Genomic DNA, 25,763 nt, shown 5'->3' with positions numbered 1-25,763 from the left:
TCGAGTTAGCGCCCGATCACGGCAAGGTAGTAAGCCGTGGCCTGATCCAACCCTTCCGCAACGCGATGCGTAGGGGCATAGCCCAACAGCGAAACAATCTTGCTGGTATCGGCCTGGGAATGGCGCACATCACCGTCGCGGAAGGCGCGGTAATTGGCCACGGCGCTGGCGGCGGCCGGCACACTGCGGGCGACCCGCTGGCGTATCAGCTCGAACAGTTCATTCAGGGTGGTGCGATCACCCAGCGCCACGTTGTACACCTGGTTCACCGCTTCCGCCCGCTCGCTGGTTGCGGCCAGCAGATTGGCTTGCACCACATTGGCAATGTAGCAAAAGTCGCGACTGGTCTCACCGTCACCGTTAATCTGGATTTGCTCGCCACTGAGCAGCGCGCCATACCACTTGGGAATCACGGCGGCATAGGCGCCATTAGGATCTTGGCGGGGACCGAACACGTTGAAGTAACGCAAACCTATCGACGACAGGCCGTAGCAGCGTGCGAACACATCTGCATACAGCTCGTTGACGTACTTGGTCACGGCATATGGCGACAGCGGCTTGCCGATCACCTCCTCCACCTTGGGCAGGCCCGGATGATCGCCATAAGTGGAGCTGGAGGCAGCGTACACGAAGCGGCGCACGCGCGCATCGCGTGCGGCGACGAGCATGTTGAGGAAGCCGGTGATATTGGTATCGTTGGTACGGCGCGGGTTTTCCAGCGAACGGGGCACACTTCCCAGTGCCGCCTGGTGCAGCACGTAGTCCACCCCCTGCACGGCTGCGACGCAGGCACTAGGGTCGCAGATATCGCCTTCCTGAAAACGGAAACGCCGCCATTGTTCTGGCGTCACCAGTGCCTGCACCCGCTCCAGATTCTGCCGGTGGCCAGTATCGAAATTATCCAGACCCACCACCTGCTGATCCAGCGACAGCAGGGTCTCCAGCAGATTCGAGCCGATGAAGCCCGCCACACCGGTAATCAGCCAGGTCTTCGGCGCGCTGCGCAGCGTGCCTTGCAATTCTTGATATGCCGACATCTTCACCTCACAGACGCCACAGAATCATGCCGGCATCTTCAAAGGCAGTACGTTCGCATAGTCCCTTGACGTCGATCACTACCGGACGTTCGGTCAGCACGGCACGGAACTGTTGGGCCGTCCAGCTCGCATATTCGCTGTGGGCGACGGCGATCACTGCCGCCTCAGCAGGACGCAGCTGATCGAACGGCGTCAGTTTGATACCATACTCGTGCAGCGCCTCCTCCGGATCCGCCTGCGGATCGGTGACCTGCACCTGGATGCCATAGGATTGCAGCTCACGAATCACATCGATTACTTTGGAGTTGCGCAGATCCGGGCAGTTTTCCTTGAAGGTCAGACCGAACACGGTTACTACCGATTGACCTGCATCATGTCCAGCGCGAATCAGCTGCTTGATGGTTTGCTGGCCGATGTAGGCGCCCATGCCGTCATTGATGCGGCGGCCTGCCAGAATCACTTGCGAGTGGTAGCCCAGCATTTCTGCCTTGTGGGTCAGGTAGTATGGGTCGACGCCGATACAGTGGCCGCCTACCAGACCCGGTTTGAAGCGCAGGAAATTCCATTTGGTACCGGCGGCGTCAAGCACGCCATTGGTATCGATGCCCATGCGGTCAAAAATCAGCGACAGCTCATTCATCAGCGCAATGTTCAAGTCACGCTGGGTATTTTCGATCACTTTAGCGGCCTCGGCCACTTTGATGCTGGCAGCCTTGTAGACTCCAGCCGTCACCACGGAGCCATAAACCTCGGCCACGACTTCCAGCGTGGCGGGGTTCTGACCGGAAACGATCTTGGTGATCTTGGTAAAAGTATGTTCTTTGTCACCGGGATTGATACGCTCTGGGCTATAACCCACGGTAAAATCAGGTCCGCAGCTCAGCCCCGAGACACGCTCCAGGATGGGCACGCAGACATCTTCCGTCACGCCCGGATAAACGGTCGATTCATAGACCACGATATCGCCCTTCTTGAGGGCTTTGCCCACCGTCTCGGATGCACGCTCAACCGGCGTCAGATCCGGCTGGTGCGCATCATCGACCGGAGTCGGCACGGCCACGATGTGGAAGTCGGCACGTGCCAGCACGCTGGTATCAGCCGTGTACGTGATGTTTGCGCCGCGCAGTTCCGCCGACGTCACCTCATTGGTACGGTCATGGCCGTCGCGTAGCTCCTGCAGACGCGCCTCGTTGATATCAAAGCCTATGGTCTCGGCTTGTGCGCCAAACGCCACCGCCACTGGCAAGCCCACATAGCCCAGACCCACTACCGAAATCTTACGTTTGTGCATAGCTGACAATAATCCTTTTTTACTGCGCAATGCATGCTGTGCCGGCCCTGTTTCTGGCTGCTACCGGGAGGCCAGCGCGCACATTGCAAATTTATTCACATGAGTTATGAAGCATACCAGAATTTCAACCTCACGACGACGTGCCGTCATGCAAATTCTACCGCGCACGATGCAAAAAACCTAAGGGTTCTACTGAGTACTTCGGGACTGCAGGGTTAAGAATGTTTAATATTGCTAAAAGTATTTAAATCGGCCGAGGTTTTGCCAATGTCTGCCTGCGCTCCACCACCGCCGTCAATCGGCCCCGGCAACCCAAGCAGTACGTGTAGCCGAAAAAAAACCGTGCAAATTAGATTGCACGGTTATTCAGAGTCGCGTGAAACGCTGAACTCAATTAGTCTGGCAGACGCAGGCGGGCGTAATAGATCTGCATCAGACCGCTACGATCGGCGTGATAGCAATTGTTGCCATTGTAAGCAATCCCTGCCGTATAGGTTTCCGTGCAGGCGTTAAACAACATTTCCACATACTGGCTCTTGCTGGTACCGCCGCGCACCGTGGAAATATAGATATTGCCATCCAGTGCGTAAGGATAGGTCGGACCGCCCACTTCCGTCCAGGCCCCCAGCGTAAAGCTAGGCGCAGCCGCCGTACCGCTCTCGATCACAGGGAACAGACGCAGTTGGCTGGCACGGTTGCCACGGTTGCTCCACAACAGCCAGATACGGTTTTTCGCATCTTCGAACATACGCACGTTGGCATAGGTTTCCAGGGTCGCTGGCCATTTTTTATCAAACAGGACCTTACCTTGCGCATCCTGCACCACCACATAAGTACCGTACACGGAAGCGTCACGCGGATCTTCCTTGTGATAGCTGGAGAACATGCGGCCACTACTATCGATGAAGCTATCCATCAGTTTGGCCACCGGTGCTGCCGTAGCCCCCGTCGGTACCGGCACAGGAGACACAGCAGTCTGGGCCTTGTAGTTATCGGCGCGCAGAGCGGTCACATAGGAATTGGCACCGTTATAAACATAGGGGAATTTGCTGGCATCAAGTTTCGGCACGTCCGACACAGTGTAGTACACGTCTTTGGTGGCCACGCCATGCAAACCTTCCACCCGTCCCTGGGGGTTGGGGAAGATATAGTCATAATTGAAGCGCAGACCGACCACGTGGGTCACCTGACCCGCCCAGCCCCAGCTGATCGCCGTACGGGTGGCATCGGTCCTGCCGCACTGATACTCCATACGGACATTGGAGGTCTGCATGGCGCTGGTGGTAGGCAACTCGCGGTTGACTTTCAGGCACAGATAGCCATCGGCCGAAATGCCGGTATTGGTGTACTGACGGTATTTCGATGGCAGAACTTGCCAAGTGCCTGGTATGGCCACGGGCGCATACAGAGGCGACGTGTACACGGTGGGCACACCGGCGGGCCAGGCCACGACGTAAGCACGGTCATTGCCGCGCTGGTCGCGCAACAGGCTGACATCATCCGTAGTCGGACCGGAAAATTCCTTACTCCAGCCACCGTTGGTACCGCGCTTCATCAGCTGCCAGGTGATATTGCCGGCAGCATCGGTACGGGTGTATATCAACCGTACGGAGTCAAGGTGACGGGTGATACGTGACTGATGGCCACCCCAGTTATTCGGGATCGTGCCTGCCGGTCCCAGACTACCGTCGCCCGCTACAAATTCGAAACGATCGATATACGGGACCGTCACGGCCGTAGTGGTTTGTGCCTGCGCCAGACCTGCAGCGGCCAAACAAGCGGCAACAGCGATCAACCGTGCACCGCGCGGTGCGATACTATTGGTGTCGTGAGTAAACATGAGCATTATCCAGAAAAGATATTCAATATTAATGTGCTATCGTGCACGCCTATGCACAGCATCCCGTCCCGCCTTGCCTTACCCGTCGGGACCATCGCGTACGCTGTTACTGGGCAATTTCTGCTGCCGGTATAGGCCGTCTAAACATCAATGCAGCGACGCAATAATTCATCCTAGCACAAAAAACTTCAAACAATTACCGAAAAAAATCATTTTTCTGTCACGCATCCAAATAGCCACACGGAAATAATGATGACATAAACAACAAGCCTTTACACCTCGGCATGAAAGCTTGCAGCGCTTGCCACAGACCGGGCATGGCAAGCTTTCAACACCTGTTTGACGCCTGTTACTACCCTGCCGTCCGGCTCCCCGTTGACACCCTGCTGTCTACCTCCGGCTGGGTCACTGCTGCTGAGCCACGCTTGGCAGGGCGTGGCAAGAATGGCAACAGCACCCCCAAGCCCATCCAGAATATCACCGTCTCCGGGCCGGCAATGTAGTGTCCGCCCGACATTCCGCTCACCAGTATCCCCAACAGGACGATCACCATGCCTTGAGCCAATGCCACCACATAGGGTGATTGTCCGGGTATCTTCCCTACCGCACGCAGCTGCCGGAACAGATAGCGGGTGAAGTAAGCCATCACCATAAAGCCGAGCAAACCCAAGTCCATCAACAGGCGCAGGAACATATTGTGCGGGTGAATATAGAACAGCAAGCCGCGCTGTACTGGTTCCGACCAGGCAATCGAACCGACGCCGCGCCCCCACACTGGGCTGCGGGCAATTTCCGGTACCACCTGGCCCCAAATCCACACCCGTCCCGCCGTCAGTTCATCCACCTTACCGGCTTTCATCTTGCTTGTAGCGGAGGCATTCAAGCCAGTTGTAACCCGCCCCACCACGGCGTCAGGCGCCAGAAACGCAGCCGCCACCGCGAAGCAGGCCAGCACTACAGCATAGCGCAGGCGCCGCTGTATGAACAGGAAACTCAGCATGCCCACCAGCGCCACTACATAACCACCGCGCGAGAACGTCATCAGCAAGGCCAGCGTCACCAGAGCCAGCGAGATGGTCAGCCAGATACGATGGCGCAGCTGGGTCACCACCGGGAACAAGAAGAGCAGCAGAATAAAGCCCAGCCCAAAGAACTGACCAAAACCGTTGGCATGCATGCCCAGACTGGACAACAATCCGCGCTGGTGTTCGCTGGCCAGCATGGCCAGGCTCAAACCGTTGCGGAAGACGAAAACGATGACCAGAATGGCTGGCATTACGGCCGTCAGGACCAGGGGGACCAGGAACAGTTCGGGACGCTTGCTGCGGGTCACAGCCACACCCACCATCCAGGCCACCAGCAGCGTGAACAGAGGCTTGATAATCATACCTATCAAATACTTGAATGGTGTCTGGTACAGAATGAAGTCATCTATATTGGGAACATTACCCAAATGCATCACTCCGATTGCAGCGCCCACGAAGATAGGTAGCAAATAAGCCCACCAGTACACTTTGGAGATACGGAAAAACTTCACCTTGCCGCCAAAATAGCTGAGGTACATCGACACCATGGTGCCCAGCACGATGAAGTTAATGATGTTGAAGCCCGTGAAGTTAGGTAGCAGTGGCGAGTTTTGCAAAGGCAGCAGGACCATCAGCAGCACCGCACCTATGCGGAAATCGGCCAGCACCAGCGCCACCGGGATAATCGGGGCGAACAGCAGCAAGGCCAGCCAGCCATCGGCCACTGCACCGATGAGTCCAAAGACGACCGCCAGAGTAAGCCCAATGAGCATGGCTACCCAGTGGGAGCTCTTAGCTTTTTTGACGCTGTAGCCCATACAAATAATCCTTGTTCGAATAGAGGAGGATGACCAAGGCCAGTCCGAATGAAACCGCATAGGCGGCGTTAGCGGCATTGGCCCCGAGATCGGCCAGCCACCAGTGGGTCAGGCCGATCTGCGCCAGCGCTACCCCGATTTCCACCAAAATATACCATTTGGCGCGCAGCTTGATGACCAAGGCCATGCGCAGAGGCCACGACGCCAGCTTGAAAATATTCCCTAAAAACAGATAGGCGAGCAGATCACGGACGGGACGGAACTCGCGGGTGAACACGATAGAGATCACCAGATCACGGCACAGATAGATCACACCAGCCCCCAGCGCCGTAATACCGGCAACCTGCAGCATCATGCGCCACAGTTCGCGGCCGAACTGGCGATCATCTTTAATCGATGCCAGATGGGGCATGAGAAACATGGTGACGGCCGTCGTCACCACCAGCGTATACATATCGGACAGCCTCAGCGCTGCCTGCCAGAAACCAGTACTGGTGGCGCCCAGATTAGCCAACATGGCATCGCGCATCAGCAGTGGCGCAATCGGCTCGGCAACGGCATGTACTAGCAGCATGGGGAAAAATGCCAGCAACTGGCGCGCCACCGCACTGTCCCAGCACAGGCCGAAATCGGCCCAGTGCCAGTCACGCGACCAATACACGGCAATCACCGTTACCAGACATACACAGCAAGTGGACAGCGAATAAGCGAACAAGCCGCCCCATACACCGAACAGATAGCACAGCGGCACAAACACCAGAGTGCCGGCCAGCGCGCCCCCCATACCTATGCGGCCCAGCAAGGAAATCTGCTTGCGGCCATTAATTGCGCCATTCAGCACCAATCCCACCATCACCACCGGCACACTGACGGCGCCCCCCACTACGGCCGGCCAGTAGGCCCCATCCTTGAGCAGCCACTGGGCAATCGGATAGGAAGCCAGCGCGACCAACAGCGCCATCGCTCCGCCTAACAGCAGGGAACCGCTCATGGCCGTGCCCCACACCCGGCGCAGCTGCGCGCGGTCATCCGTCTGGGCACTGAGATTGGTCACCCCCGTATTCAGGGCACTCCCCACCACCGCCTGCAGCAGCGTAAAGAAATTACCGAACTGGCCCACCATGGCCAGACCTACCGGCCCCAGATAGACGGCCGTAATCTTGATGCTCAGAAAACTCAGCACCATCTTCAGAGCGGTCTGTCCTGCCCCCCATATCAGCGCAACTTTTAACGCCATAAACTTGCTCCGCCTGCGTTCGTCATTGCTGGGCTTCCTGCAGTTGTGCCAGCAGCGGTTGCAGTTTGCTCAGGGCCGCGCTGACATGGTGCTTGTGCTGGAAGTAATCGAGACAGCGCTGGCCCAGCGCAGCACGGGCCGCGTCGTCGCCCATCAGCAGCGCCAGCTGGGCCACCATGGCATCGACATCGGGCACCACGGCGCCCAGCGTGCCTTGCGCATCGCGCGCGCCGCAATCGAAGAAGGAAACGGATGGAACAGCACGTGCCCATGCCTGCAGGAAGGTATTCGGGAAGCCTTCGATGACCGAGGTATTGAGTAGCAGTGCGGCGCCATCGAAGTGCTGCTCGGCCTGCGCATAGGGAACAAAACCGAGGAATTCCACATTTGGCAATGTGCGCGCGCGTGCCTCGATGTGGCGGAAATAATCGTCCGCATCACCGCTCGACGAGGGGCCGCCGATCAGACGGAAGCGTAGTCCGGGCAAACGTTCTGCCAGATCCAGCACCAGTTCCGGACGCTTGGCCAGACGCATCATGCCAACCCAGAGGATGTAGCCACCGGGCGCTGTGCTGCGCTGCGCAGGCAAGGCATAACAGCTAGGAATCTGCACGCCCTGACGGCCAGTCCAGTCCAGCAGGCGCTGCTGCTGTAACGGATTTTGCAGTACCACTGCCGCAGCGCGGCGCAAGCCGTACACGAACAGCCAGCGCTCACGCAATGCTGCATTCGAGTTGGCCTTGCCCGGCAACAGATCGATGTCGCTGGCAACAGCAAATACTGCTTTGCGCCGGGCGAAATTGGCATAGGCCACCGTCACTCCGGTCACTGCCGAGGCGCAGCGCTGGTAATAGATATCGGCATTGGCACGGCGGCAAGCCTGCCAGATCGAAGTCAGACGCGGATGCAGATAGCGTAGTACGGGAATGTTCAGGGTGGAGCGAATAATCTTGAAGACGCGGATCCCGTCGATTTCGCACTGGTCCGGCTGACCGAAATCACCGGTGACGATGCTGACGCGATAACCGGCCTGGCGCAGACCTCGGGCCAGAAAACACTGCTGCACCTCGGCACCGCCCACCACCGGGATGCTGGTGTCCCCCACCAGTACCGGATAGATATCAGGCGCGACAAAACAGATATGCGGCAGCGCGGGATTTTCCTCCAGCGGCGCACGGCCTGCAACGGCATTCACACTCATACAACCCCACCAGCTGCACCCATGGCAGCGAATACTTGCTCATAGGCGCGCAGAGCGGCCGATGGCGTATGGTTAGCATCGAAATAGCGACGCACATGATCACTGGCCGCCTGCCAGGCCGCGGCATCGCCCATCAGGCGTGCCACGCAGGCCGCCATGGCGTCCAGATCCGGCACCTGCCGGCACACGGGCCCGCCCTCATGGGTAGCACCCGTATCAAAGAAGCTGACGGCAGGAATCCCGCGCGACCAGGCCTGCAGAAAGGTATTGGGAAAACCTTCGAAGTCGGAGGTGTTGACGAACAGCCGCGCGCCGGCAAACTGCTGATCCACCGCCGCATATGGCACGAAGCCGGTCAGCGTCAGATTGGGCAGTGCCGCTGCCTGTTCGCGCAGCTGCTCGAACAGCGCATTGCCGCTACCACCGCCCACCAGCCGGAACTGGAACTGTGGCAGGCGCCGTGCCAGCTCGATAAACAGCTCGGGCCGCTTCAGCGGCTTGATGGTACCGACCCAGAGCACATAACCATCCGCAGCCGCACTTGCCTCCGCGGCGCCAGCATGGCAGCTGGGCACTATGTGGCTGTCAGCACGCAGAAAGTGCTGGGCGCAGGCCTCGCGCTGCGCCGGGTGCTGCACCACCACGGCGTCGGCCTGGCGCAGGCCACGCCGGTACAGCCATTTGTCACGCCCGTGCGCTATCAGCGGCAAGGCCGGGTAGAAGTCGCCATCGGACGCGGCCGCGTAGATAAAGCGCCGTCCATACATACGGCAGAACTGGGCAACCACACCGGTGAGCATGCCGGAAGATCGTTGATAATAAATATCCGCATCGGCCCGTCGCATGGCCGACCAGATCGAGGTCAGGCGCGGATGCACAAAGCGCAGCACGGGCAGGCCGCCATCAGGGGTATGGGCGCGATAAACCCGGATACCATCGATTTCCACCATGGCCGGCTGGCCATAATCCATGGTCACCACCGAGACCTCGTAGCCGGCCCGCTGCAGCGTGCGCGCCAGTACGGCCTGCTGGACCTCCGCCCCACCCACGCTTTCAATTCCCGTGTCGCGTGCCAGTACCGGATAAATTGCCGGCGCGACAAAACACACCGAGGGGCGCCGTCCGGGCGCGGCCTGCTTAAGCTTCACATCCATTGTTCATGCCACATTTGGAATGCCAGCAGAGTCCAGACTTGCTGCACCAGGCGATCGTCACCGTCCCGGAAAGCGCGCACAGTGGCGGCCACCTGATCGGCATCGAGTATGCCCTGGGTGCGCACTGCGTCGGTGTCCAGATAGCGGTCGACGAGTTCGGCCAGATCGCCGCGCAACCACTCCAGCAAGGGTACGGCGAAACCTCGTTTGGGGCGCTCGATCAGCTCGCGCGGCACGTATTTGTACAGGATATTGCGCAGGATATGCTTGTTACCCAGCTTGCCGCGACGCAGCGCCAGCGGCAGACGGTAGGCAAATTCGATAATCCGGTGGTCCAGCAGCGGCTCGCGCCCTTCGATGCTGACGGCCATCGAAGCACGGTCCACCTTGGCCAGCACATCACCCGGCAGATAATGATGCAAGTCCCACAGGCCCAGTTGGTCGGCCGGGGTGCCGGGATAGCTATCGGCCGTCACGCGCACACGGCGAAACTGTCCCAGCAGGCGCGCCACTTTGGCCTTGGGCCATACCGAGAACTTGGCATCATAGGCCTCCCCCAGACTGCTGGCACACAGCACGTCACGCAGCTGTATGGCAGGTTCGATCAGCTTGGTACGCAGCAGCCGACGCAGTGACTGTGGCAAAGGCAGCCAGGTTACCAGCCGGTCCGTTGCGTCGATGGGCAGGCGCGGCAGCACGCCCTGCAACAGCGCCAGCCATGCGGCCGGCCAGCTCTGGCGCTTCTGCCACTTGGCCAACATATAGTCATAGATACCGTAGCCGCCGAACGCTTCGTCGCCGCCGTCGGCCGACAGCACGACGGTGACTTGCTCACTGGCCATGCGCGAAACCAGATAGGTGGGTACGCCGGAGGAATCGAAGAAAGGTTCATCATACAACTGCCCCCACATGGGCAGTATGCGTTTGGCCTCATCCGTCTGCAGTATGGCCGAGGTGTGTTCGGTCCCCAGATGCTCGGCTACCCGGCGGGCAAACGGCGATTCATCGAAACGCTCTTCGGCAAAGCCGATAGTAAAGGTGTGGATAGGACGCTCGGCATCCTTTTGCAGCAATGCCGTCACCAGCGACGAGTCGATGCCGCCGGACAGGAACACCCCTACCGGCACATCCGCCACCATGCGCAGACGGAAGGCATCGGTCATCAGCGCTTCGAGCTGCGCCGTCAGTTCCTCTTCGGTACCGCTCAGGGGCTGGCTACAGGCATCGAGTACCGACCAATAGCGCTGCAGTCTGGGCGGTCCGTCTTCCGCCAGTTCCAGCCAGTGGCCCGGTTCCAGTTTGGCGATGCCCTGATAAATGCTGCGCGGCGCATTGATATACCCGAACTGGAAATACTCGCCCAGTGCATCGCGGTCGATGGCCGGGGTCCAGTGGCGGAAAGCGCGCAGGGCTTTTAATTCAGAGGCGAAGCAGAGTACCTGTCCATCCCAGCCGTAGTACAGAGGCTTGACGCCTAGCCGGTCGCGCAGCAGATGAAGACGGCGCGTCCGGCTATCCCACAGGGCGATGGCGAACATGCCGATAAAGCGCTGTACCGCTTCCATACCCCACTGGCGGAACGCGGCCAGTATGACTTCGGAGTCGCCCGTGCCGCGGAAATGGTGACCGAGCGGTTCCAGTTCCGCGCGAATCTCGGCGAAGTTATACACTTCGCCGTTAAACGACATCACCACCTGGCCATCTTCCGACACCATGGGTTGATGACCGTTGGGCGAGAGATCCAGAATGGCCAGCCGGGTCTGGCCTATGCCGACCCCGGCCTGCTCAGTCCAGCAGCCCTGGTCATTGGGGCCGCGATGGCGCAAGGCGCGCACCGCCTCATCCAGATCCTGATTCAGGCCGGCAACCCGCCCCGAACGGTCTACATATCCTGCAATTCCACACATACGGCTTATCCTAGAATTTACGTGATCGCTAGCACACTCAGCGGATGTCAGGACGATGGCCGTCTATACCCAGCAATTTATCAGTAGCGTCTTTATTGAGAGTACTCATCATCTGATCGAGGAATACCCGTTGCTCTTCATACCCTTGCTGCGGATTGCGTTTCAGATTCGACACGCGCACCAGCATGCCATCCGGAATCACACCGGAAAACGCATACTTAACCTGCACCAACAGACGTTCGGTACGGCTGAGCACCACCTGATCGCCCATGGTGAACCAGTAGGTCACCGGTTCCTTGCGTTCGCCTTTGGCCGCGAACATCCGGGTAACCGGTACCTGGCGCCCCGCGATAGGCAGAGTCGGATGCTCCAGCCCCTGGATCTCGAAGCCTTGCGCCGCATAGCACACTTCCTGGCGGTGGGCTTTCAATTCCTGGGTCTGGGCAGAGCCATAGGTAATGGTCAGCATCATCGCCTCGCCACGGCTATTGACATAGGTGCGGGTCAGAATCTGATCGTAGATCTTTTCCAGCGTGGCCTGGGCATCGGGCGATGGCAGCACGTTGCCGCCGGCATTGGGATCGACTTGCCAGTCACCGAAAGCGCGCGGCACCATGGTTTCCAGATCGATACGCGCATGCTGGTCCGCCACCTTCACCTTAGGCGTGAGCACATAGGCAGCCAGCGCTGACGAGCACATCAGTACACCCAGTAACAAACTTATAGCACGGTTCTTGTTCATGCAATTCTCGCAGTATCTAACGCTGGCTTGTCACGCCGGCCCACCCACCACTGCAGGAAGGTATCGAGCGCCAGGATCAGCATCAGCGCGCTCATGAACAGCACCATGCCGGCAAAGCCATGCAGGAAGCCCTGCCCCGCCGCGTCGCCGAAATAATAGGTAATCAGGGTCAGCGAAATCACCCGGATTACATTGGCCGTAAACGAAATGGGAATGATCAAGATGGCGATGGCAATATTGCGCAATGCCGAGTTATGCCGCACCACATTCAGATACAGCAGGCCCAGCGACTCCAGCGTGAGGAAGGTCTGCAGGCCGGCACAGGCATCCGCCACCAGCAACTGGTACTGCCCAATCTGCAGGATCACTCCGGTACGCGCGATCGGATAGCCGACCCAGAATAACAGATGCTCGACCACAAACGATACGGCCATCTTCATCGGCATGGTCAGCAGACTGACCAGCCCCCCTGGTAGCGGGATCATGAACAGCATGAAGAAGAACGGGAACCACAGCATGCGCAAGGCAGCACCGCCCTGCTTGATCAGCAGCACGGCTTGCAGTACCGCGATAAAGGCCAGCAGTTCGAACAGATTGATTTGCTGGGAGCGGCCCAGTATATAGGCGAGCAAGCCGATCAGCAGCAGCGGCCATCCCAGCTTGCTGCCCGGGCGAGTAGCGCTGGCCGCCATCATTGCCGGCCAACCACGCCACAGCAGCCACAGTGACAACAGCAGAATCACCGGGCCGTGAGCCTGATCTTCGCTCGACCAGGGGCCGTTAAACAGCGCCCAGAAAGTCGGTACGAACAATACCAGCAGACCGACGACGATAGGGGCCCACTCCCACGCTAGCGCGCGCGCAGGTATATCGGCGCTCAAACGCCCACTGTCCGGCGCGCTCACCATCATGCATCTACCAGCACGGAACCTACAACTTGCACACCCGCCTGCGTCAGCTTTTCAGCAGCATCGGCAATATCATCGAGCGAGGTCTGGTGACGGCGCGCCACCAGCAGCACGCCGCGCGTGTGCACTGCCACCGCCAGCGCATCGGCACCGACCGAGAACGGCGCCACATCGTACAGCACCACCGCATGATTGGCTTCGAGCTGGGTATTGAGAATGCCGAACTGGGCGCGGCTGAGCAATTCCTGCGGGTTAGGCGGCAAAGTACCTGCCGGCAGCACCGACAAGTCGACAAACGATGGCACTTTGGTGACGGCGCTCAAATCGGCGCGGCCGGCCAGCACATCGGACAGGCCCTGACGGCCCTGCAGATCGAAATTCTCGCGCTGATGGGGGGTACGCAGATTTGCATCTACCAGCAGGGTCTGTTCGCCCAGCTGGGAGAACACCACGGCCAGATTGGCAGCAAAGGTACTGGCGCCGTCGTCCGCATCGACTTCCATGATGGTCAGGGAGCGATGGCCGCGGGCAAACCAGCGCAGCATCAGCTGGCTACGTACGGCGCGCAACTGCTCGACCTGCTCGCTGAACGGCTGGTAGGCGGCCACCAGTTTGGGCGAAAACTTCCCTTCGCCCGCTTGAAGATACGGGTATTCGAACTGGCGGGCCAGCACTTGCTGCAAATCAGTTTCAGTAATCAGGCCAAGACGCTGGGCAGCTTCGCCGAAGCGTATGCCCAGCTCTTTCTGCATGCGCAACACACGCTCGGCATTTTCCGGCGTAATCTTGCCCGATTCGAGCAGCAAACCACCGATGCTGGAATCAGTCTGGGCCGGACCTACCGGCGGTGAATTCGGGTACGTAGGGGCGTTCATAGAGTCCTCTTCTCAATTCAAGCGCAGGCGGCGCGGTATCAGCGCATTCAGGCCGGTACGTTTGTGGGCATGCTTGGTTTTATTCCAATCGATCACGCCAAATACGGGAATTTCCAGCGTTTCAGCCAGATCCGCGGCGGAGCGCACACGACGGTCAAGCATTTCCAGCACAAAAGCCATTGCCACGCCCAGCATGGTACCGAGCAGCAGCGACAGCGAAGCATTCAGCACGACTTTAGGTCCGGCCGGTGCGATTGGCGCTGTTGCCGGGTTGAGCAGAGCGATTTCGGACTGTTCAGCCTGACCTTCCAGACGGGTCTGGGAGAAGCGCTGCGAGGTGGTATCGAACGCGCGCTGGGCTCCTTCTACATCCTTCACCAGCACGTTCAATTCATCGCGGGTGCGGTTCAGTTCCAGCACTTTTTTCTTCTGTTCGGCCAGCGCAGCGCGCACGTCCGCTTCGCGGCGACGCAGGATGGCGGCATTATTGCCCACGCTATTCGTGGTGGATTTAATCGCGGCATTCAGATCTGCACGCAGCTTCTCCACTTCCGCCTTGGCACTCTGGTATTGCGGGTGATTGCGGTCAAGACGCTGGCTCAGCTCGGCCAGTTTACCTTCGGCCACGCCGAGACCGATACGCAGATTCTGTACCAGCGGGTTACCGGCCACATCGGGCGATTCGGCCGAACCGTTGGCCATGCCCGCACGCGAGCTCGCTTCCATCAGCTGACCCTGGGCTGCCACCAGCTGGGCCGACAGGTCGTTGAGGCGGTTATTTTCCACGTCCAGACGGTTGTCGACGCTAACTATACCGTTCTCCTGCTGGTATTTGGACAGACGGGCTTGAGTTGCTTCCACATTGTCCCGCAGCAATTTCAGCTGGTCATTGAAATAGGCGGCCGCGCGCTTCATCGGCTCGACTTTCAGCTGCACGCTGATTTTCTGGTATTCATCGGCAAACGCATTGGCCACGGCAGCAACGAAAGCAGGATCCGTCCCCTTGAAGGTAATCTCCACGACACTGCTCTCGCGCGAAGGCACGATATCGAGCTTTTTGAGCAGCAGGTCTGCCAGCCAGTCGCGCGCCGTACCTTTACCGCCGGTCGACTCCTGGAACTGCGCCACTACAGCCGGGTTATTGGCCAGGCCAAGAGCATCCACCACACGCAGCGCAACGTTCTTGCTGCTGATGATGTCGACCTGGGTCGCCATATAGCCTGGCAGCAACTGACTAGGCATGGTCATGCCGGTGACCGGGTCCATCCCCTTGTAATTCAGCAGCACCGATGCCGTGGCTTTATAAGTTTTAGGCAGTAACAGGCTGACCGCCACGGTCACCAGCACCGTCGTAAGCAGCACTGCCAGCACGACCCACTTTCGGGCACGCAGGATCAGCAGAAATTGGGACAAATTCATGATAAGGCTTTCAGTTTAAGAATACACACGCCGCCAGACAACTCGTCATGCACAGCGCAGAAGATCAGAACAGGCTCTCTTTGACATATACCACATCATCGTTCTGCACCAGGTCATCCTGTTTGGCATCGATAATCTGTTGTTTGCCGTGCGCGTCACGACGCTTGATCACCAGACCGCGCTCGGTACCGCGCGGCGTCAGGCCACCACCAGCCGACAATGCCTGCAGCACGGTCATGGAACGCTCCAGACGGACGGCGCCCGGGCGCTGCACCTCGCCGTAGATATAGAAGCGCGGCGCGCGCTCGACGTAGATGATGTCGTTGCTGGTCACTTCGAAATCATTATTCATTTCGCCGCTACGCACCATGCCGACGATATCGATCTGTTCCTTGGTGGTGCTGCCGTTGCGTTTGCGTATCAACGATACGGTATCGCCACCATCGACGGCGATACCGCCCGCTATGGCCAGCATTTCCATCACGCTGCGGCGTCCTTCGATAGGATAGCGGCCCGGACGGTTCACCTGGCCCAGCACCGATACCTGCTGATTCTGGATCTGCGTGATCAGGATGTTGACCTGGGCTTTACGCAGAAAACCGCCCGTTTCCAGCAGGCCGCTGATCTTCTTTTCCGCTGCTGCGCTGCTCAGACCACCGATTTCCACCGGTCCCAGCAGAGGGAAAGTGATCGTGCCGGCATCGCTGATGCGCGTGTCGGTATTCAGATCAGGGTTGCCGTACACAGTCACCTTGAGTACATCGCCCGGCCCCAGTACGGCATCTGCTGCCTGAGCCCCTGCCATCATCAGCGTCCACAACAACGCAGCCATCAACCATTTAGTCATCTGTTTCATTTCCCATTTACCTCATGCTTGTTATCGGAGTCCGTCAGAATCACTTCAGCCCAGCAACGCCGCGGGCATTCTGATCTTCGGCATTCGGCTTGGCCGCAGCGGGCTCGCTGGCTGCCGCTGCCGGGGCAGCCTCGGCTTTCGCCGGCGCCTTGCGGCCATTCAGATATTCGATTTTCGCTGCGGTGCGCAGACGCGCCAGTTCCGCATCGGCAATGTCCTTGCCCTTCTTGTTGATCAGGAATTGCTCGATCTGTGGTGCTGCCTGTGCCAGCGTGGCCGGCGCATCCTTCACATCGGTAATCGTTACCAGCAGGCTACGCTCACCTTCGTTAATGATGAACAACTGCCCTTTCGACAAGCCCAGCAATTTCTCCGTCAGGGGCACCGGCAGGTCCGAACTGGCGCGCACCAGCTGGGCACGGGTAAAGCCCACCTTATGCTCATCGAGCCAGGTCGCCGCCTCTTCCAGCGTCTTAACACTATCGATGGCCGCCTTAACATCCGGCGAGATGTCCTTGCTGGCCATCACCAGCTGACGCATTTCAAAGACCTTGCGTGCGCTGAAGAAACCCGGATGCTGGTTGTAATAAGCTTCCACTTCTGCGCGCGTGGGCCGGGCAGGCGTCCCCACTTTCTTCTGCAGATAGGCTTGGGCAAGCAGCATGGACTTGGCGCGTTCGATGGTGCGCACGATCTGCGGATCACGGTCCAGCTTTTCCTTTACAGCTTCATTCAGCACCAGCTGGCGATCGATCAGCGATTCCAGTATCTGCGTCGAAGCAGCTTCCTGCTGGGCAGTCGGCACATTGGCACGTTGCAACTCGTCGTTCAGCTGCAAAATTGTAATTTCTTCGCCATTCACGCTGGCCAACGCCTGGCCCGGCTTGCTTTCTTTCTTGCCGCTGCAGGCGCTTAGGCCCAGCACCATCAACGCCCCTGCAAGCAGCAGCCATGGTTTGCGCTGATAGGCGATCCGAATTCCCGCAATTTTTTGTTGGTTCAAAATTTTATCCTCGAATATGCATCACAGCTGCCCGGTCGGCAAGCAAGAGGCAGGGTAGGCAAACAGTTAAATAAATGCAACTAATATTAACAAAAACCTATAAATATTCAGCGAGCGAAGTATGCACTCAGGGCATATCACTTGTCAATCTGGTAAATAAACTGCGTTTACCACACTGGTCCAGTGCGTATGCTACAGCATCAGTCTAAACAATTGCAAAAACAACACTTAGCCGCACCTTAAAGGCCCTAGTGGGCATTTTCGCGCTTGACTACCACTTGTATGGTTTTCACGATGATCCACAAATCCAGCCATAGCGACCAGGTACGCAGGTAATCGAGGTCATACTGGATCCGGGCTTCCATCTTGTCCAGCGTCTCGGTTTCTCCCCGCAAACCATTCACCTGAGCCCAGCCGGTAATCCCCGGCTTCACCTTGTGGCGCAGCATATAACCCTTGATCAGCTTGCGATACAGTTCATTGTGAGCCACGGCGTGAGGGCGCGGCCCCACGATACTCATGCGTCCTTGTAGCACGTTGATAAACTGGGGCAGTTCGTCGAGCGAACTACGGCGCAGGAACGCACCGATGCGGGTCAGGCGCTGGTCGTTCTGCTTGGCTTGCACCACGGTGGGCCCGTCATCGGTCACCGTCATCGAGCGGAATTTATACACCACGATTTCTTCGCCATAGAGACCATAGCGGCGCTGGCGGAAAATCACCGGCCCCGGAGATGTCAGTTTCACGGCCGCGGCAATGACCAGCATGATGGGCAACAGGATTACTTGTATCACCAGCGCCAGCACAATGTCGCTGATACGTTTCACCATGCTGTTAATGCCCGTAAATGGCGACTCGCAAATGGCGATCACCGGCATCCCGCCCACATTGTCGAAGCGGGCCTGCATCAGATCGAACACATAGATGTCGGGCAAGAAGTACACGGACGCCGTCGTATCCTGCAATTCATCGAGCAGCTTGCGGATGCGCGGCTGGGCCGAGATGGGCTGGCTAATGAAAATCATCTTGATGCCATGCTCTCTGACATAGCCGGCGATATCAGCCATCTTGCCCAGCACAGGATCGTTGAGATTGCTGGGGAAGCGCTCTTCTACACGGTCGTCGAAAAAACCCACCATGCGCATGAACAAATGGGGGTGGCGCTTGCACACGCTGGCAAAGCGCAGCCCCACTTCGTTGACCCCCACGATGACGACCGAGCGCACCTCGTTGTCCTTGCTGGAAGCGAGTGAAGCGCGGCGCATGCCCAAATGGCTGGCCAGCAGCAGCATGGGCGTAGACAGCAGCCAGGCCAGCATGGTTTGAACGTCGAATTGTTTGCTCAGACCACTGGCCGAACCGATGAAGACCAGCACACCCGCCGTCACCACCCAGCCTATGAGCGTATCACGCACATAGGCCGACATGCGGCCACTGCGCCAGGCACGATAGGGATCGACATACTGGTAGACGCCGCTGGAAATAAAGAACGCCAGTATCATCAGCACCAGGTAGTAACCGCTAAAAGGTTCACCGAACAGCTTGCAGCACAAATACAGGTTTCCCATGATAATCAGCGGATCGAGCACACGCTGAAAAAACGAAATCAAAGGAATATCATTAAACGTCATATGGCAACTCAGTATTGCAGATTAAGGGTAAAGCTTGCGCCTTTTGCATGATATTGCCCATTACTGAAGAGGCGCGAGGCCAAACCACTGCGCGAGTCCTGGAACAAGGACAGGCCTAGCTGCACGGACGGCAGTAATGCGTAATCGACGCCAACCGAAGAGGTATGGCTGATGTCGTTGATATTGGCCGGCAAGACAGGCGAGAGCAGGCCGGAAAAACGGCGCTTCTGCACCCTCGTCATCACATTCGCCTTGACCTTGGATGTCACAGCCCAGTTGCCCTGCAGCTGGGCGCCCGTGTTCAGGCTGTAACTGACCAGATTGCTTTCCACACCTTCAAACTTACGCCACAGCGACACATCGGCGCCCCACTGCCCGCTCAGGGCCGTGCTGGCGCGCAATTCGGCATTGAACCCACTGGAATCCCGCTCGGTGTAGAAAGAATGGGTGCGGCGCGAACGCCCCCCCAGGAACTGCACATCGGAAATCCCCGTGATGCGCCAGAAAACCTTGAGCTTGACATCATCCTGGTCGGTATCGGCGCTCACCAACTGCCCACTCAGACGGCGTAGATTATCGTACTTCATGCGAGCTTTATTGGTCTGCAAGCCTATGGTACTGCCGCTAGACGCCAGATAATCGACCCCGATTTCCGCGCCGTTTTCATCGCGGTCGTTGTAGGCCAGGCTGTTCAGATCATAGGTGTAACGGTTCTGCGTCAGTGCCCCACGTACGCGCCAGCTAGGATGCAGCGTCCAGCCTGCCGTCAGATAGGGGCGGCGTTCGGTGCGCAGATTACGTTCCCGGGTTTCCACATCCGTGTACGGCGCCAGTGTTTGGGAATAATTCACGCCCAGCGTGCCATCAAGGTGAGCTCCCAGATGCCAGCCCCACTTGGCCAGCATATCGCGACCATTGTAATTAAGCGCGGAGAAATGGCGGAAATTCACCCGGCTTACCTTGGCCTGCAGATTGATTTCCTGACGTCCGTAAATTTGACTAAACAGCAGTCCGGCTTGCAACTGTGTGGAATAGTCGCCGCGCTGATTGTCATAGCCGGGATTGCTATCCGCCAGACGGAACAGGTTATCGTCATAGCTGGTCGCAAGCGATGCGTACGGATGCAGCCCATCATACGTCCCGGCAGCGGCGATACTACTCCAGCTACCGGCCAAGACTATCATGGCATTCAGGCACAACGCAGCCGACACAGGCGCTGGTGCACGGTATTTAGCAGCGCGGCGCTTGTGACCTTGCTGCTCAGCAGCGTCCAAAGAACTCAACATGTAATACTCGCCCCGGAAAAATTGATAAAACAACTAGATATTATAATATTACCAGTAACTCCAGTTGGCTGTGGAAATAATCCAGATACCGAGCAGCCCATTGGTCACCCCGTGCGCCACGATGGCAGCCCAGATGTTGCCACTGCGCCGGTACAGAAATCCGTAGATCAGGCCGGCGACCAGGCCGGCCAGCCAGAGATTGTGCTCGATGCCGAACAGCAGTGAACTGACAGCCCAGCTGCCCCACCCCACCTGCTGCGGCGCCACTTGCTCGAAGTCCTGATGCACCAGCCAGCGCATCAGGAATGAGCGCCAGAACAGCTCCTCCATCACGGGCACCACCAGCGTTGCGCCCGCCAACCTCGGCAGCGCCAGCGACCAGTCGATCTGGCCGCCGCTACGCGGGTCGAAGCCACTTGACTGTCCCATTACCATCCAGCCGGCTGCGAGATTCAGCCAAAGCACGAGCACCACTACGCCGGCTGCTGCGGCGACCGCCAGCAGGCGAGCAGAGCAGCGCCAGGACGCCAGCTCCTGATATTGTCGCCAAAATACAACCAGTAATAAAAAGACAAAACCAATTTTGATCGGATAGAGCCAGCGCAGCGTAGCTGCATCCACCCCGACCCGGCTCAGCAGGTCGGCTACGACGATGAACGCCATATAGGCCAGAAACGGCAGGATCCGGGCCCAGGCAGCCCGGTTAAGCACAGGTCACCCGCAAGGACCTTGGACGGCTAGCGAAATTCAGCTCGACGCAACACCACACCGCCATACGGATTTCCTCTTCTGATGTTATTGATGTTTTTAAAACCGCATCCGCGCCAGCGTCAGATCTGGGCCCGCGCCTCGATCTGCTCCCAGCGTTCCAGCGCCGCCAGCAACTCGGACTCTATGCTTTCGACCCGGGCCGCCAGGCGCTTGGCCTCCGCCGGATTTTGCCTGTAAATATCAGGGGCAGCAAGTTCAATCATCAGTACGGCTTGCTCGTCTTCCAGCTTGGCAATCAGTTGCGGCAGCTCTTCCAGCTCGCGCTGCTCCTTGTAGCTGAGCTTCTTGGCCTTGGCAGGCAAGCTGTCCGCCAGCACCGCAGCCGGGGCCGCTACCGGCTTGGCCTGCGCTACCGGCTTGACGGGTGCAGCCGCTTTGACGCGCTCCCAGTCCGTATAACCGCCGACAAATTCGCGCCACTGCCCGCCCCCTTCCGACACGATGACCTGAGTTACCACATTATCGAGGAAGGTACGATCGTGGCTGACCAGGAATACCGTGCCGGCATAATCTTCCAGCAACTCTTCCAGCAATTCCAGCGTATCGATATCGAGGTCGTTAGTCGGCTCGTCCAGCACCAGGCAGTTGGCGGGCTTGGCAAACAGACGGGCCAGCAGCAAACGGTTGCGTTCGCCGCCGGAAAGCGATTTGACAGGTGAACGGGCACGTTCGGGGGCGAACAGGAAGTCGCCCAGATAACTCATCACATGCTTGCGCGCGCCATTAATCTCCACCCAGTCGCTGCCGGGAGCGATGGTATCCATCAGATTGGCTTCTTCATTGAGCTGGGCCCGCATCTGGTCGAAATACGCCACCTGCAGCTTGGTACCCATACGGGCCACGCCGGTGTCTGGCGTCAGTTCGCCCAGGATCATTTTCAGCAAAGTGGTCTTGCCTGCGCCGTTAGGCCCGATCAGGCCCACCTTGTCGCCACGCAGTATCGTGGCGCTGAAATCTTTAATGATGACCTTGTCATCGAAACGCTTGGACACTGCCTCAAGATCGGCGACGATCTTGCCTGAGCGCTCACCTGCCGACAATTCCAGCCTGACCTGGCCCTGCTGCTCGCGCCGCGCGGCACGCTGCAAACGCAGGGCTTCCAGGCGACGTACCCGGCCTTCATCGCGTACGCGGCGGGCCTTGACGCCTTTGCGTATCCAGATTTCTTCCTGCGCCAGAAACTTATCGAATTTCGCTGCTTCGACCTCTTCGATTTCCAGCTGCTCGCTCTTGCGAACCTGGTAGGCACTGAAGTTACCGGGGTAGGACAGCAGCCGGCCGCGGTCGAGTTCGATAATCCGGGTGGCCACATTGTCGAGGAAGCTGCGATCGTGGGTGATGAACAGTACGGATCCCTTGAAATCGCGCAGCAAACCTTCCAGCCACATGATAGAGGTGAAATCGAGGTGGTTGGTGGGCTCGTCGAGCAACAGCACATCGGGGCCAGACACCAGCGCCACAGCCAGCGCGACACGCTTCTGCATCCCGCCCGACAGCGTCCCCATCAGCGCAGCGCCCGCGAGATTGAGCTTGTTCAGCGTGGTCTCTACCTTGTTGGCCAGATTCCAGCCATCCTGGGCATCGAGCTGGACCTGCAGCTCGTGCATGCGTTCCATCAGGGCTTCGTCATCGCCCTGACCAAACTGCCCTGTCAGCGCTTCGTATTCGCTCAGCATGGCCTGCTGGGCGCCCATCCCTGCAGCCACCGCATCAAATACCGACATGGCCGGATCGAAGGCCGGCTCCTGCTCGACATAGGCGATCTTGAGGTTCTGCTGCATGACCAGCAAGCCATCATCGAGTTTGAAGCGTCCCGAAATCACTTTGAGCAGCGATGATTTGCCGGTGCCATTACGGCCAATCAGGCCTATCCGTTCCCCGCTTTCCAGAGAAAATTCTGCGTGATCGAGCAATGCAACGTGGCCGAACGCTAACTGCGCCGACGATAGGGAAATAACAGCCATAATGAGATAAGTAGTAACAGCCAGCGCAAGCACGCACCGACCATAAATAAAGGATACGGAAAGCGCCATTGTACCGACAAGCACCTGCGCCCGGCCATTTTTCCCCGGACGGGGCAAAATCAGCTACTATCGCTAGCCATGTGCACTCCACACCGCCCTATCCGGCGCCAGCGCGGCGCCGCCCTGCTGATGCTGCTGAGCGTACTGGCGCTGGGCGCGGCGACCGTCATCGTGCATCAGTGGGATAGCCGGCGCAGCGAACGCCAGCGCGCAGCGAACACCCAGCGCCTGCTCAGACAGGCCAGCGAAGCCTTGATGGGCTATGCCATGACCCACGGACGCCTGCCGCGCCCCGCGATTTCCGCCACCGACGGCCACCAGAATCCCAACCCTTGTAATTCCGAATCTGCCTGCACCGGCATACTGCCGTGGGTAACGCTGGGGGTGAGCGGCCTCGATAGCTGGGGCAGAACGCTGCGCTACAGTGTCACCCCGGCGTTTGCCAATGGCCCGCCCGAAGTGGGCGTCAGCGTCGCCACCAAAACCATACAAGGCCGCGACAGTAGTGGCGCGCTATATTTCATCGACGGACAGGAGCGCTGTCATACGGGCGCGGACTGTGTGCCAGTGCTGGTGTACTCGGAAGGCAAAAACCGCTCCGCCGGCGGCGACGCAGCGGACGAGGCGCAGAATCTGGCCACGAGCCAGCACTACATACTGCGCGCCGCCAGCGCTGAAGAGGATGCGCCGGGCGGCGCTTTTGACGACATGATAGTCTGGCTGCCGCTGAAGGAGTATTTCCGCCGTATGTCGGCCGCCGGTCGTCTGCTGTAACTAGCCGGGCGTCTGTGCGCGGCGCCGATTCCCTTTGAGCGAAATGATTTTGAAGCCGGGCTCCAGCACCACCACTGCGTTATCGGGAATGTCGGCATGAATCACAGCGTTAGCACCCAGTTTCACATTGTTGCCGATCCGGATTTTGCCAAACGCCCGCACGCCGGGCGCGATATACGCTTCATCGCCGATCACGGGTGCACCGAATTTGTCGCCCGCACCCGCCACACCCAGCGTGATGCTCTGCGAGATATTGCAGCTATGCCCCATCACTACGGCACCGGAAATATTAATGCCGCCGAAATGCCCGATATACAATCCCGCACCGATTTTCGCGTCCGGTTCGATATCGATGCCCCAGCAAATCTTAATCAACAGATTGGCGAGGACATACACTAAGCGTACCGGCAGCTTGAGGATTTTCGAACCGTGCAAAGTCCAGTGACCGATGCGGTACACCGTCACCGCCTGAAAGCCGGGCGACAGCAGGCAGCGCGAAATCCTTCTCAGCCTCGAACCGCCTGCCAGAGCGTAATAGCGCCGATAATCCGCAGAAATTAGACTAAAGATCGAAGTCATGACTGAGAGTTCTTTAAAAGTAGGGCGATTAAACGGAATGACGAGATTAGCATTTTATCATTAAATTTATCTCGCCTATGGCCCCGGCCAGCCATCCCACCCGGCGCGCGACGGCGCCAGGCAGCAATGCCTATGGGGAACTTGCCCCAATCAACAGCCGGTCAGCTATAATCACGGCCACTCGGGCACCCTCACCCCTCCCCGTAGCACAATGGATAGTGCACATGCCTCCTAAGCGTGGGATACTGGTTCGATTCCAGTCGGGGGGACTCTTCCCGTCGCGCCGGGCAGTGGGTAGTTACCCGCTGCTAGCCGGATGGGGCCAGTGCTGCCGCGCGAGCTTTGTTGCGTCCCGCCAGCAGGCGCCGTCTGAGGAAATTCAGCACCGGCCGTTCCACCAGTAGATACGCCAGACAGCCCAGCGCAATCACACCTGCGAGAACCAGCAGATAGCTGGCATGGGCACCTATCGCCCCGTAGATCCCCGAGCGGATCACCATCTTCAGCAACAATCCTTCCAGCGCTTCATGGATCAGATAGATGGTGTAGGAAGCATTGCCAATATGCAGCAGAATCCCTGGCACATGCAAACGCCCGGACTGCTCCAGTTTAGCTACGGCCGCCAACAACAGCGCAAACGAGCACGCCAGCAGCAGTGGCGTCAGGTGGTATGGCAGGCGTTCACCCCAGACACTGTAGCTGAACAGAACCAGCCCCAGCAGCAGTTCGGCTATCCCCTTGCCTCCTTTGGCATATAGCCAGTAGGCGCCCATCCCGAACAGGAAATACAAATTATAGGAAGCCGTGTAGACATTCAAGGGGGTACGGTCATCGGGCCCGGGATAGTTGTAATGGATCAGACATCCAGCGATAAACACTACAAACGCGGCAATACCAAGGCTGCGCCTGACGATGAGTAGCGAAAACACGGCATAAAACCCGATTTCATGAAACAGCGTCCAGGACGGCGGCAGGATAGGCAACGCATTATTAAAGCGGATCAGCGTCAGGTTGGTTAGCCAGTCCAGCGGTTCAGTAGGAAGCTTGGCATCTGTGCCGAAGCCCAACAGCAGCAACAGGACGAACGGCAGCGAATACAACCAGTAGATGGGAAACAGCCGGACAAAGCGTTTCAGGAAGTAGTCGCGCCAACACTCCGGACGGCCAATGTCATCCACATGCGCGAACAGAATAATGAAGCCGGACAGCACAAAGAAGAAGTCCACGCCATGATGGCCCATGCTGGTATAGTCGCTGAACGCAGCATTGCCGCCGTAACGTGCCAGCCCCATGGCGATCGACAGGTGAAACGCGGTCACCGAAATAGCGGCTAGAGCGCGGCCAGCCTGCAGTGCTTTAAGCACGATATACCCTTCTTGCCATAA

The 25,763-nt window shown here is 58.5% G+C and carries 21 protein-coding genes and 1 tRNA gene; 2 read left to right on the top strand and 20 right to left on the bottom strand.

Translation table 11 applies throughout. The annotated features are described in order from the left end of the window. Window positions 1-5: 5 nt before the first annotated feature. The 18 genes from GTP23_RS20230 to GTP23_RS20145 form a co-directional block, all read right to left on the bottom strand. Complete coding sequence (locus GTP23_RS20230; RefSeq protein ID WP_161036745.1) at window positions 6-1,037, bottom strand: NAD-dependent epimerase/dehydratase family protein; 1,032 nt, start codon at window positions 1,035-1,037, stop codon at window positions 6-8. A 7-nt stretch (window positions 1,038-1,044) separates the two neighbouring features. Further along, on the bottom strand, window positions 1,045-2,328 hold the full coding sequence (locus GTP23_RS20225) for a nucleotide sugar dehydrogenase (RefSeq protein ID WP_161036744.1): 1,284 nt from the start codon (window positions 2,326-2,328) through the stop codon (window positions 1,045-1,047). A 394-nt stretch (window positions 2,329-2,722) separates the two neighbouring features. Beyond that, window positions 2,723-4,168: a hypothetical protein gene (locus GTP23_RS20220; RefSeq protein ID WP_161036743.1), complete on the bottom strand. Its 1,446-nt coding sequence runs from the start codon at window positions 4,166-4,168 to the stop codon at window positions 2,723-2,725. A gap of 352 nt (window positions 4,169-4,520) precedes the next feature. Continuing rightward, window positions 4,521-6,011: an O-antigen ligase family protein gene (locus tag GTP23_RS20215; protein ID WP_161036742.1), complete on the bottom strand. Its 1,491-nt coding sequence runs from the start codon at window positions 6,009-6,011 to the stop codon at window positions 4,521-4,523. Next, complete coding sequence (locus GTP23_RS20210; RefSeq protein ID WP_161036741.1) at window positions 5,986-7,248, bottom strand: O-antigen translocase; 1,263 nt, start codon at window positions 7,246-7,248, stop codon at window positions 5,986-5,988. The genes GTP23_RS20215 and GTP23_RS20210 overlap by 26 nt, the downstream gene beginning before the upstream one ends. Window positions 7,249-7,270: 22 nt before the next feature. Then, window positions 7,271-8,449 (bottom strand): glycosyltransferase family 4 protein, encoded by a 1,179-nt coding sequence (locus GTP23_RS20205; protein ID WP_161036740.1) that lies wholly within the window; start codon window positions 8,447-8,449, stop codon window positions 7,271-7,273. Next, window positions 8,446-9,603, bottom strand: coding sequence for a glycosyltransferase family 4 protein (locus tag GTP23_RS20200; RefSeq protein WP_161036739.1), 1,158 nt, complete (start codon window positions 9,601-9,603; stop codon window positions 8,446-8,448). Before GTP23_RS20200 ends, GTP23_RS20205 begins: the two co-directional genes overlap by 4 nt. Beyond that, window positions 9,594-11,510 carry an asparagine synthase (glutamine-hydrolyzing) gene (asnB, locus tag GTP23_RS20195; protein WP_161036738.1) on the bottom strand — a complete coding sequence of 639 codons (1,917 nt, stop codon included), beginning with the start codon at window positions 11,508-11,510 and terminating at the stop codon, window positions 9,594-9,596. Before asnB ends, GTP23_RS20200 begins: the two co-directional genes overlap by 10 nt. 37 nt (window positions 11,511-11,547) lie before the next feature. After that, window positions 11,548-12,252, bottom strand: coding sequence for an exosortase-associated protein EpsI, B-type (gene epsI, locus GTP23_RS20190; protein WP_161036737.1), 705 nt, complete (start codon window positions 12,250-12,252; stop codon window positions 11,548-11,550). Then, on the bottom strand, window positions 12,249-13,133 hold the full coding sequence (gene xrtB / locus GTP23_RS20185) for an exosortase B (protein WP_229256197.1): 885 nt from the start codon (window positions 13,131-13,133) through the stop codon (window positions 12,249-12,251). Before xrtB ends, epsI begins: the two co-directional genes overlap by 4 nt. A gap of 26 nt (window positions 13,134-13,159) precedes the next feature. After that, window positions 13,160-14,035, bottom strand: a complete 876-nt coding sequence (gene epsG / locus GTP23_RS20180; RefSeq protein WP_161036735.1) for a chain length determinant protein tyrosine kinase EpsG — start codon at window positions 14,033-14,035, stop codon at window positions 13,160-13,162. 12 nt (window positions 14,036-14,047) lie between these two features. After that, window positions 14,048-15,454: a chain length determinant protein EpsF gene (epsF, locus tag GTP23_RS20175; protein WP_161036734.1), complete on the bottom strand. Its 1,407-nt coding sequence runs from the start codon at window positions 15,452-15,454 to the stop codon at window positions 14,048-14,050. Window positions 15,455-15,518: 64 nt separating this feature from the next. After that, window positions 15,519-16,310: a polysaccharide export protein EpsE gene (epsE, locus tag GTP23_RS20170; protein WP_161036733.1), complete on the bottom strand. Its 792-nt coding sequence runs from the start codon at window positions 16,308-16,310 to the stop codon at window positions 15,519-15,521. 40 nt (window positions 16,311-16,350) lie between these two features. Beyond that, window positions 16,351-17,313, bottom strand: coding sequence for an EpsD family peptidyl-prolyl cis-trans isomerase (locus GTP23_RS20165; protein WP_229256196.1), 963 nt, complete (start codon window positions 17,311-17,313; stop codon window positions 16,351-16,353). Between the two features lie 248 nt (window positions 17,314-17,561). After that, on the bottom strand, window positions 17,562-18,944 hold the full coding sequence (locus GTP23_RS20160) for an undecaprenyl-phosphate glucose phosphotransferase (RefSeq protein ID WP_161036732.1): 1,383 nt from the start codon (window positions 18,942-18,944) through the stop codon (window positions 17,562-17,564). A gap of 8 nt (window positions 18,945-18,952) precedes the next feature. Further along, window positions 18,953-20,230 carry an XrtB/PEP-CTERM-associated polysaccharide biosynthesis outer membrane protein EpsL gene (gene epsL / locus GTP23_RS20155; RefSeq protein WP_161036731.1) on the bottom strand — a complete coding sequence of 426 codons (1,278 nt, stop codon included), beginning with the start codon at window positions 20,228-20,230 and terminating at the stop codon, window positions 18,953-18,955. Between the two features lie 48 nt (window positions 20,231-20,278). Then, window positions 20,279-20,941: a CAAX prenyl protease-related protein gene (locus GTP23_RS20150; protein WP_161036730.1), complete on the bottom strand. Its 663-nt coding sequence runs from the start codon at window positions 20,939-20,941 to the stop codon at window positions 20,279-20,281. A 119-nt stretch (window positions 20,942-21,060) separates the two neighbouring features. Then, window positions 21,061-22,965, bottom strand: a complete 1,905-nt coding sequence (locus tag GTP23_RS20145; protein WP_161036729.1) for an ATP-binding cassette domain-containing protein — start codon at window positions 22,963-22,965, stop codon at window positions 21,061-21,063. Window positions 22,966-23,103: 138 nt separating this feature from the next. On the opposite strand from GTP23_RS20145, the gene GTP23_RS20140 reads away from it, so the two are divergent. Beyond that, on the top strand, window positions 23,104-23,799 hold the full coding sequence (locus tag GTP23_RS20140; protein WP_161036728.1) for a hypothetical protein: 696 nt from the start codon (window positions 23,104-23,106) through the stop codon (window positions 23,797-23,799). Here the strand turns inward: GTP23_RS20140 and GTP23_RS20135 are convergent, their stop codons facing one another. Beyond that, on the bottom strand, window positions 23,800-24,378 hold the full coding sequence (locus tag GTP23_RS20135; protein WP_161036727.1) for a serine O-acetyltransferase: 579 nt from the start codon (window positions 24,376-24,378) through the stop codon (window positions 23,800-23,802). A gap of 197 nt (window positions 24,379-24,575) precedes the next feature. Between GTP23_RS20135 and GTP23_RS20130 the strand changes: the two genes are divergently transcribed. Next, window positions 24,576-24,647: transfer RNA gene (locus tag GTP23_RS20130), tRNA-Arg, on the top strand. A 39-nt stretch (window positions 24,648-24,686) separates the two neighbouring features. Here GTP23_RS20130 and GTP23_RS20125 read toward each other — a convergent pair. Beyond that, the gene (locus tag GTP23_RS20125) at window positions 24,687-25,742 is read right to left on the bottom strand and encodes an acyltransferase family protein (RefSeq protein WP_161036726.1); all 1,056 of its coding nucleotides are present in this window, start codon (window positions 25,740-25,742) and stop codon (window positions 24,687-24,689) included. Window positions 25,743-25,763: the final 21 nt, after the last annotated feature.

This window comes from Duganella fentianensis, assembly GCF_009857835.1.
Lineage (GTDB): Bacteria > Pseudomonadota > Gammaproteobacteria > Burkholderiales > Burkholderiaceae_D > Rugamonas > Rugamonas fentianensis.
The sequence above is the reverse complement of the archived record's forward strand: the minus strand, read 5'-3'. Positions and strand labels throughout refer to the sequence as shown.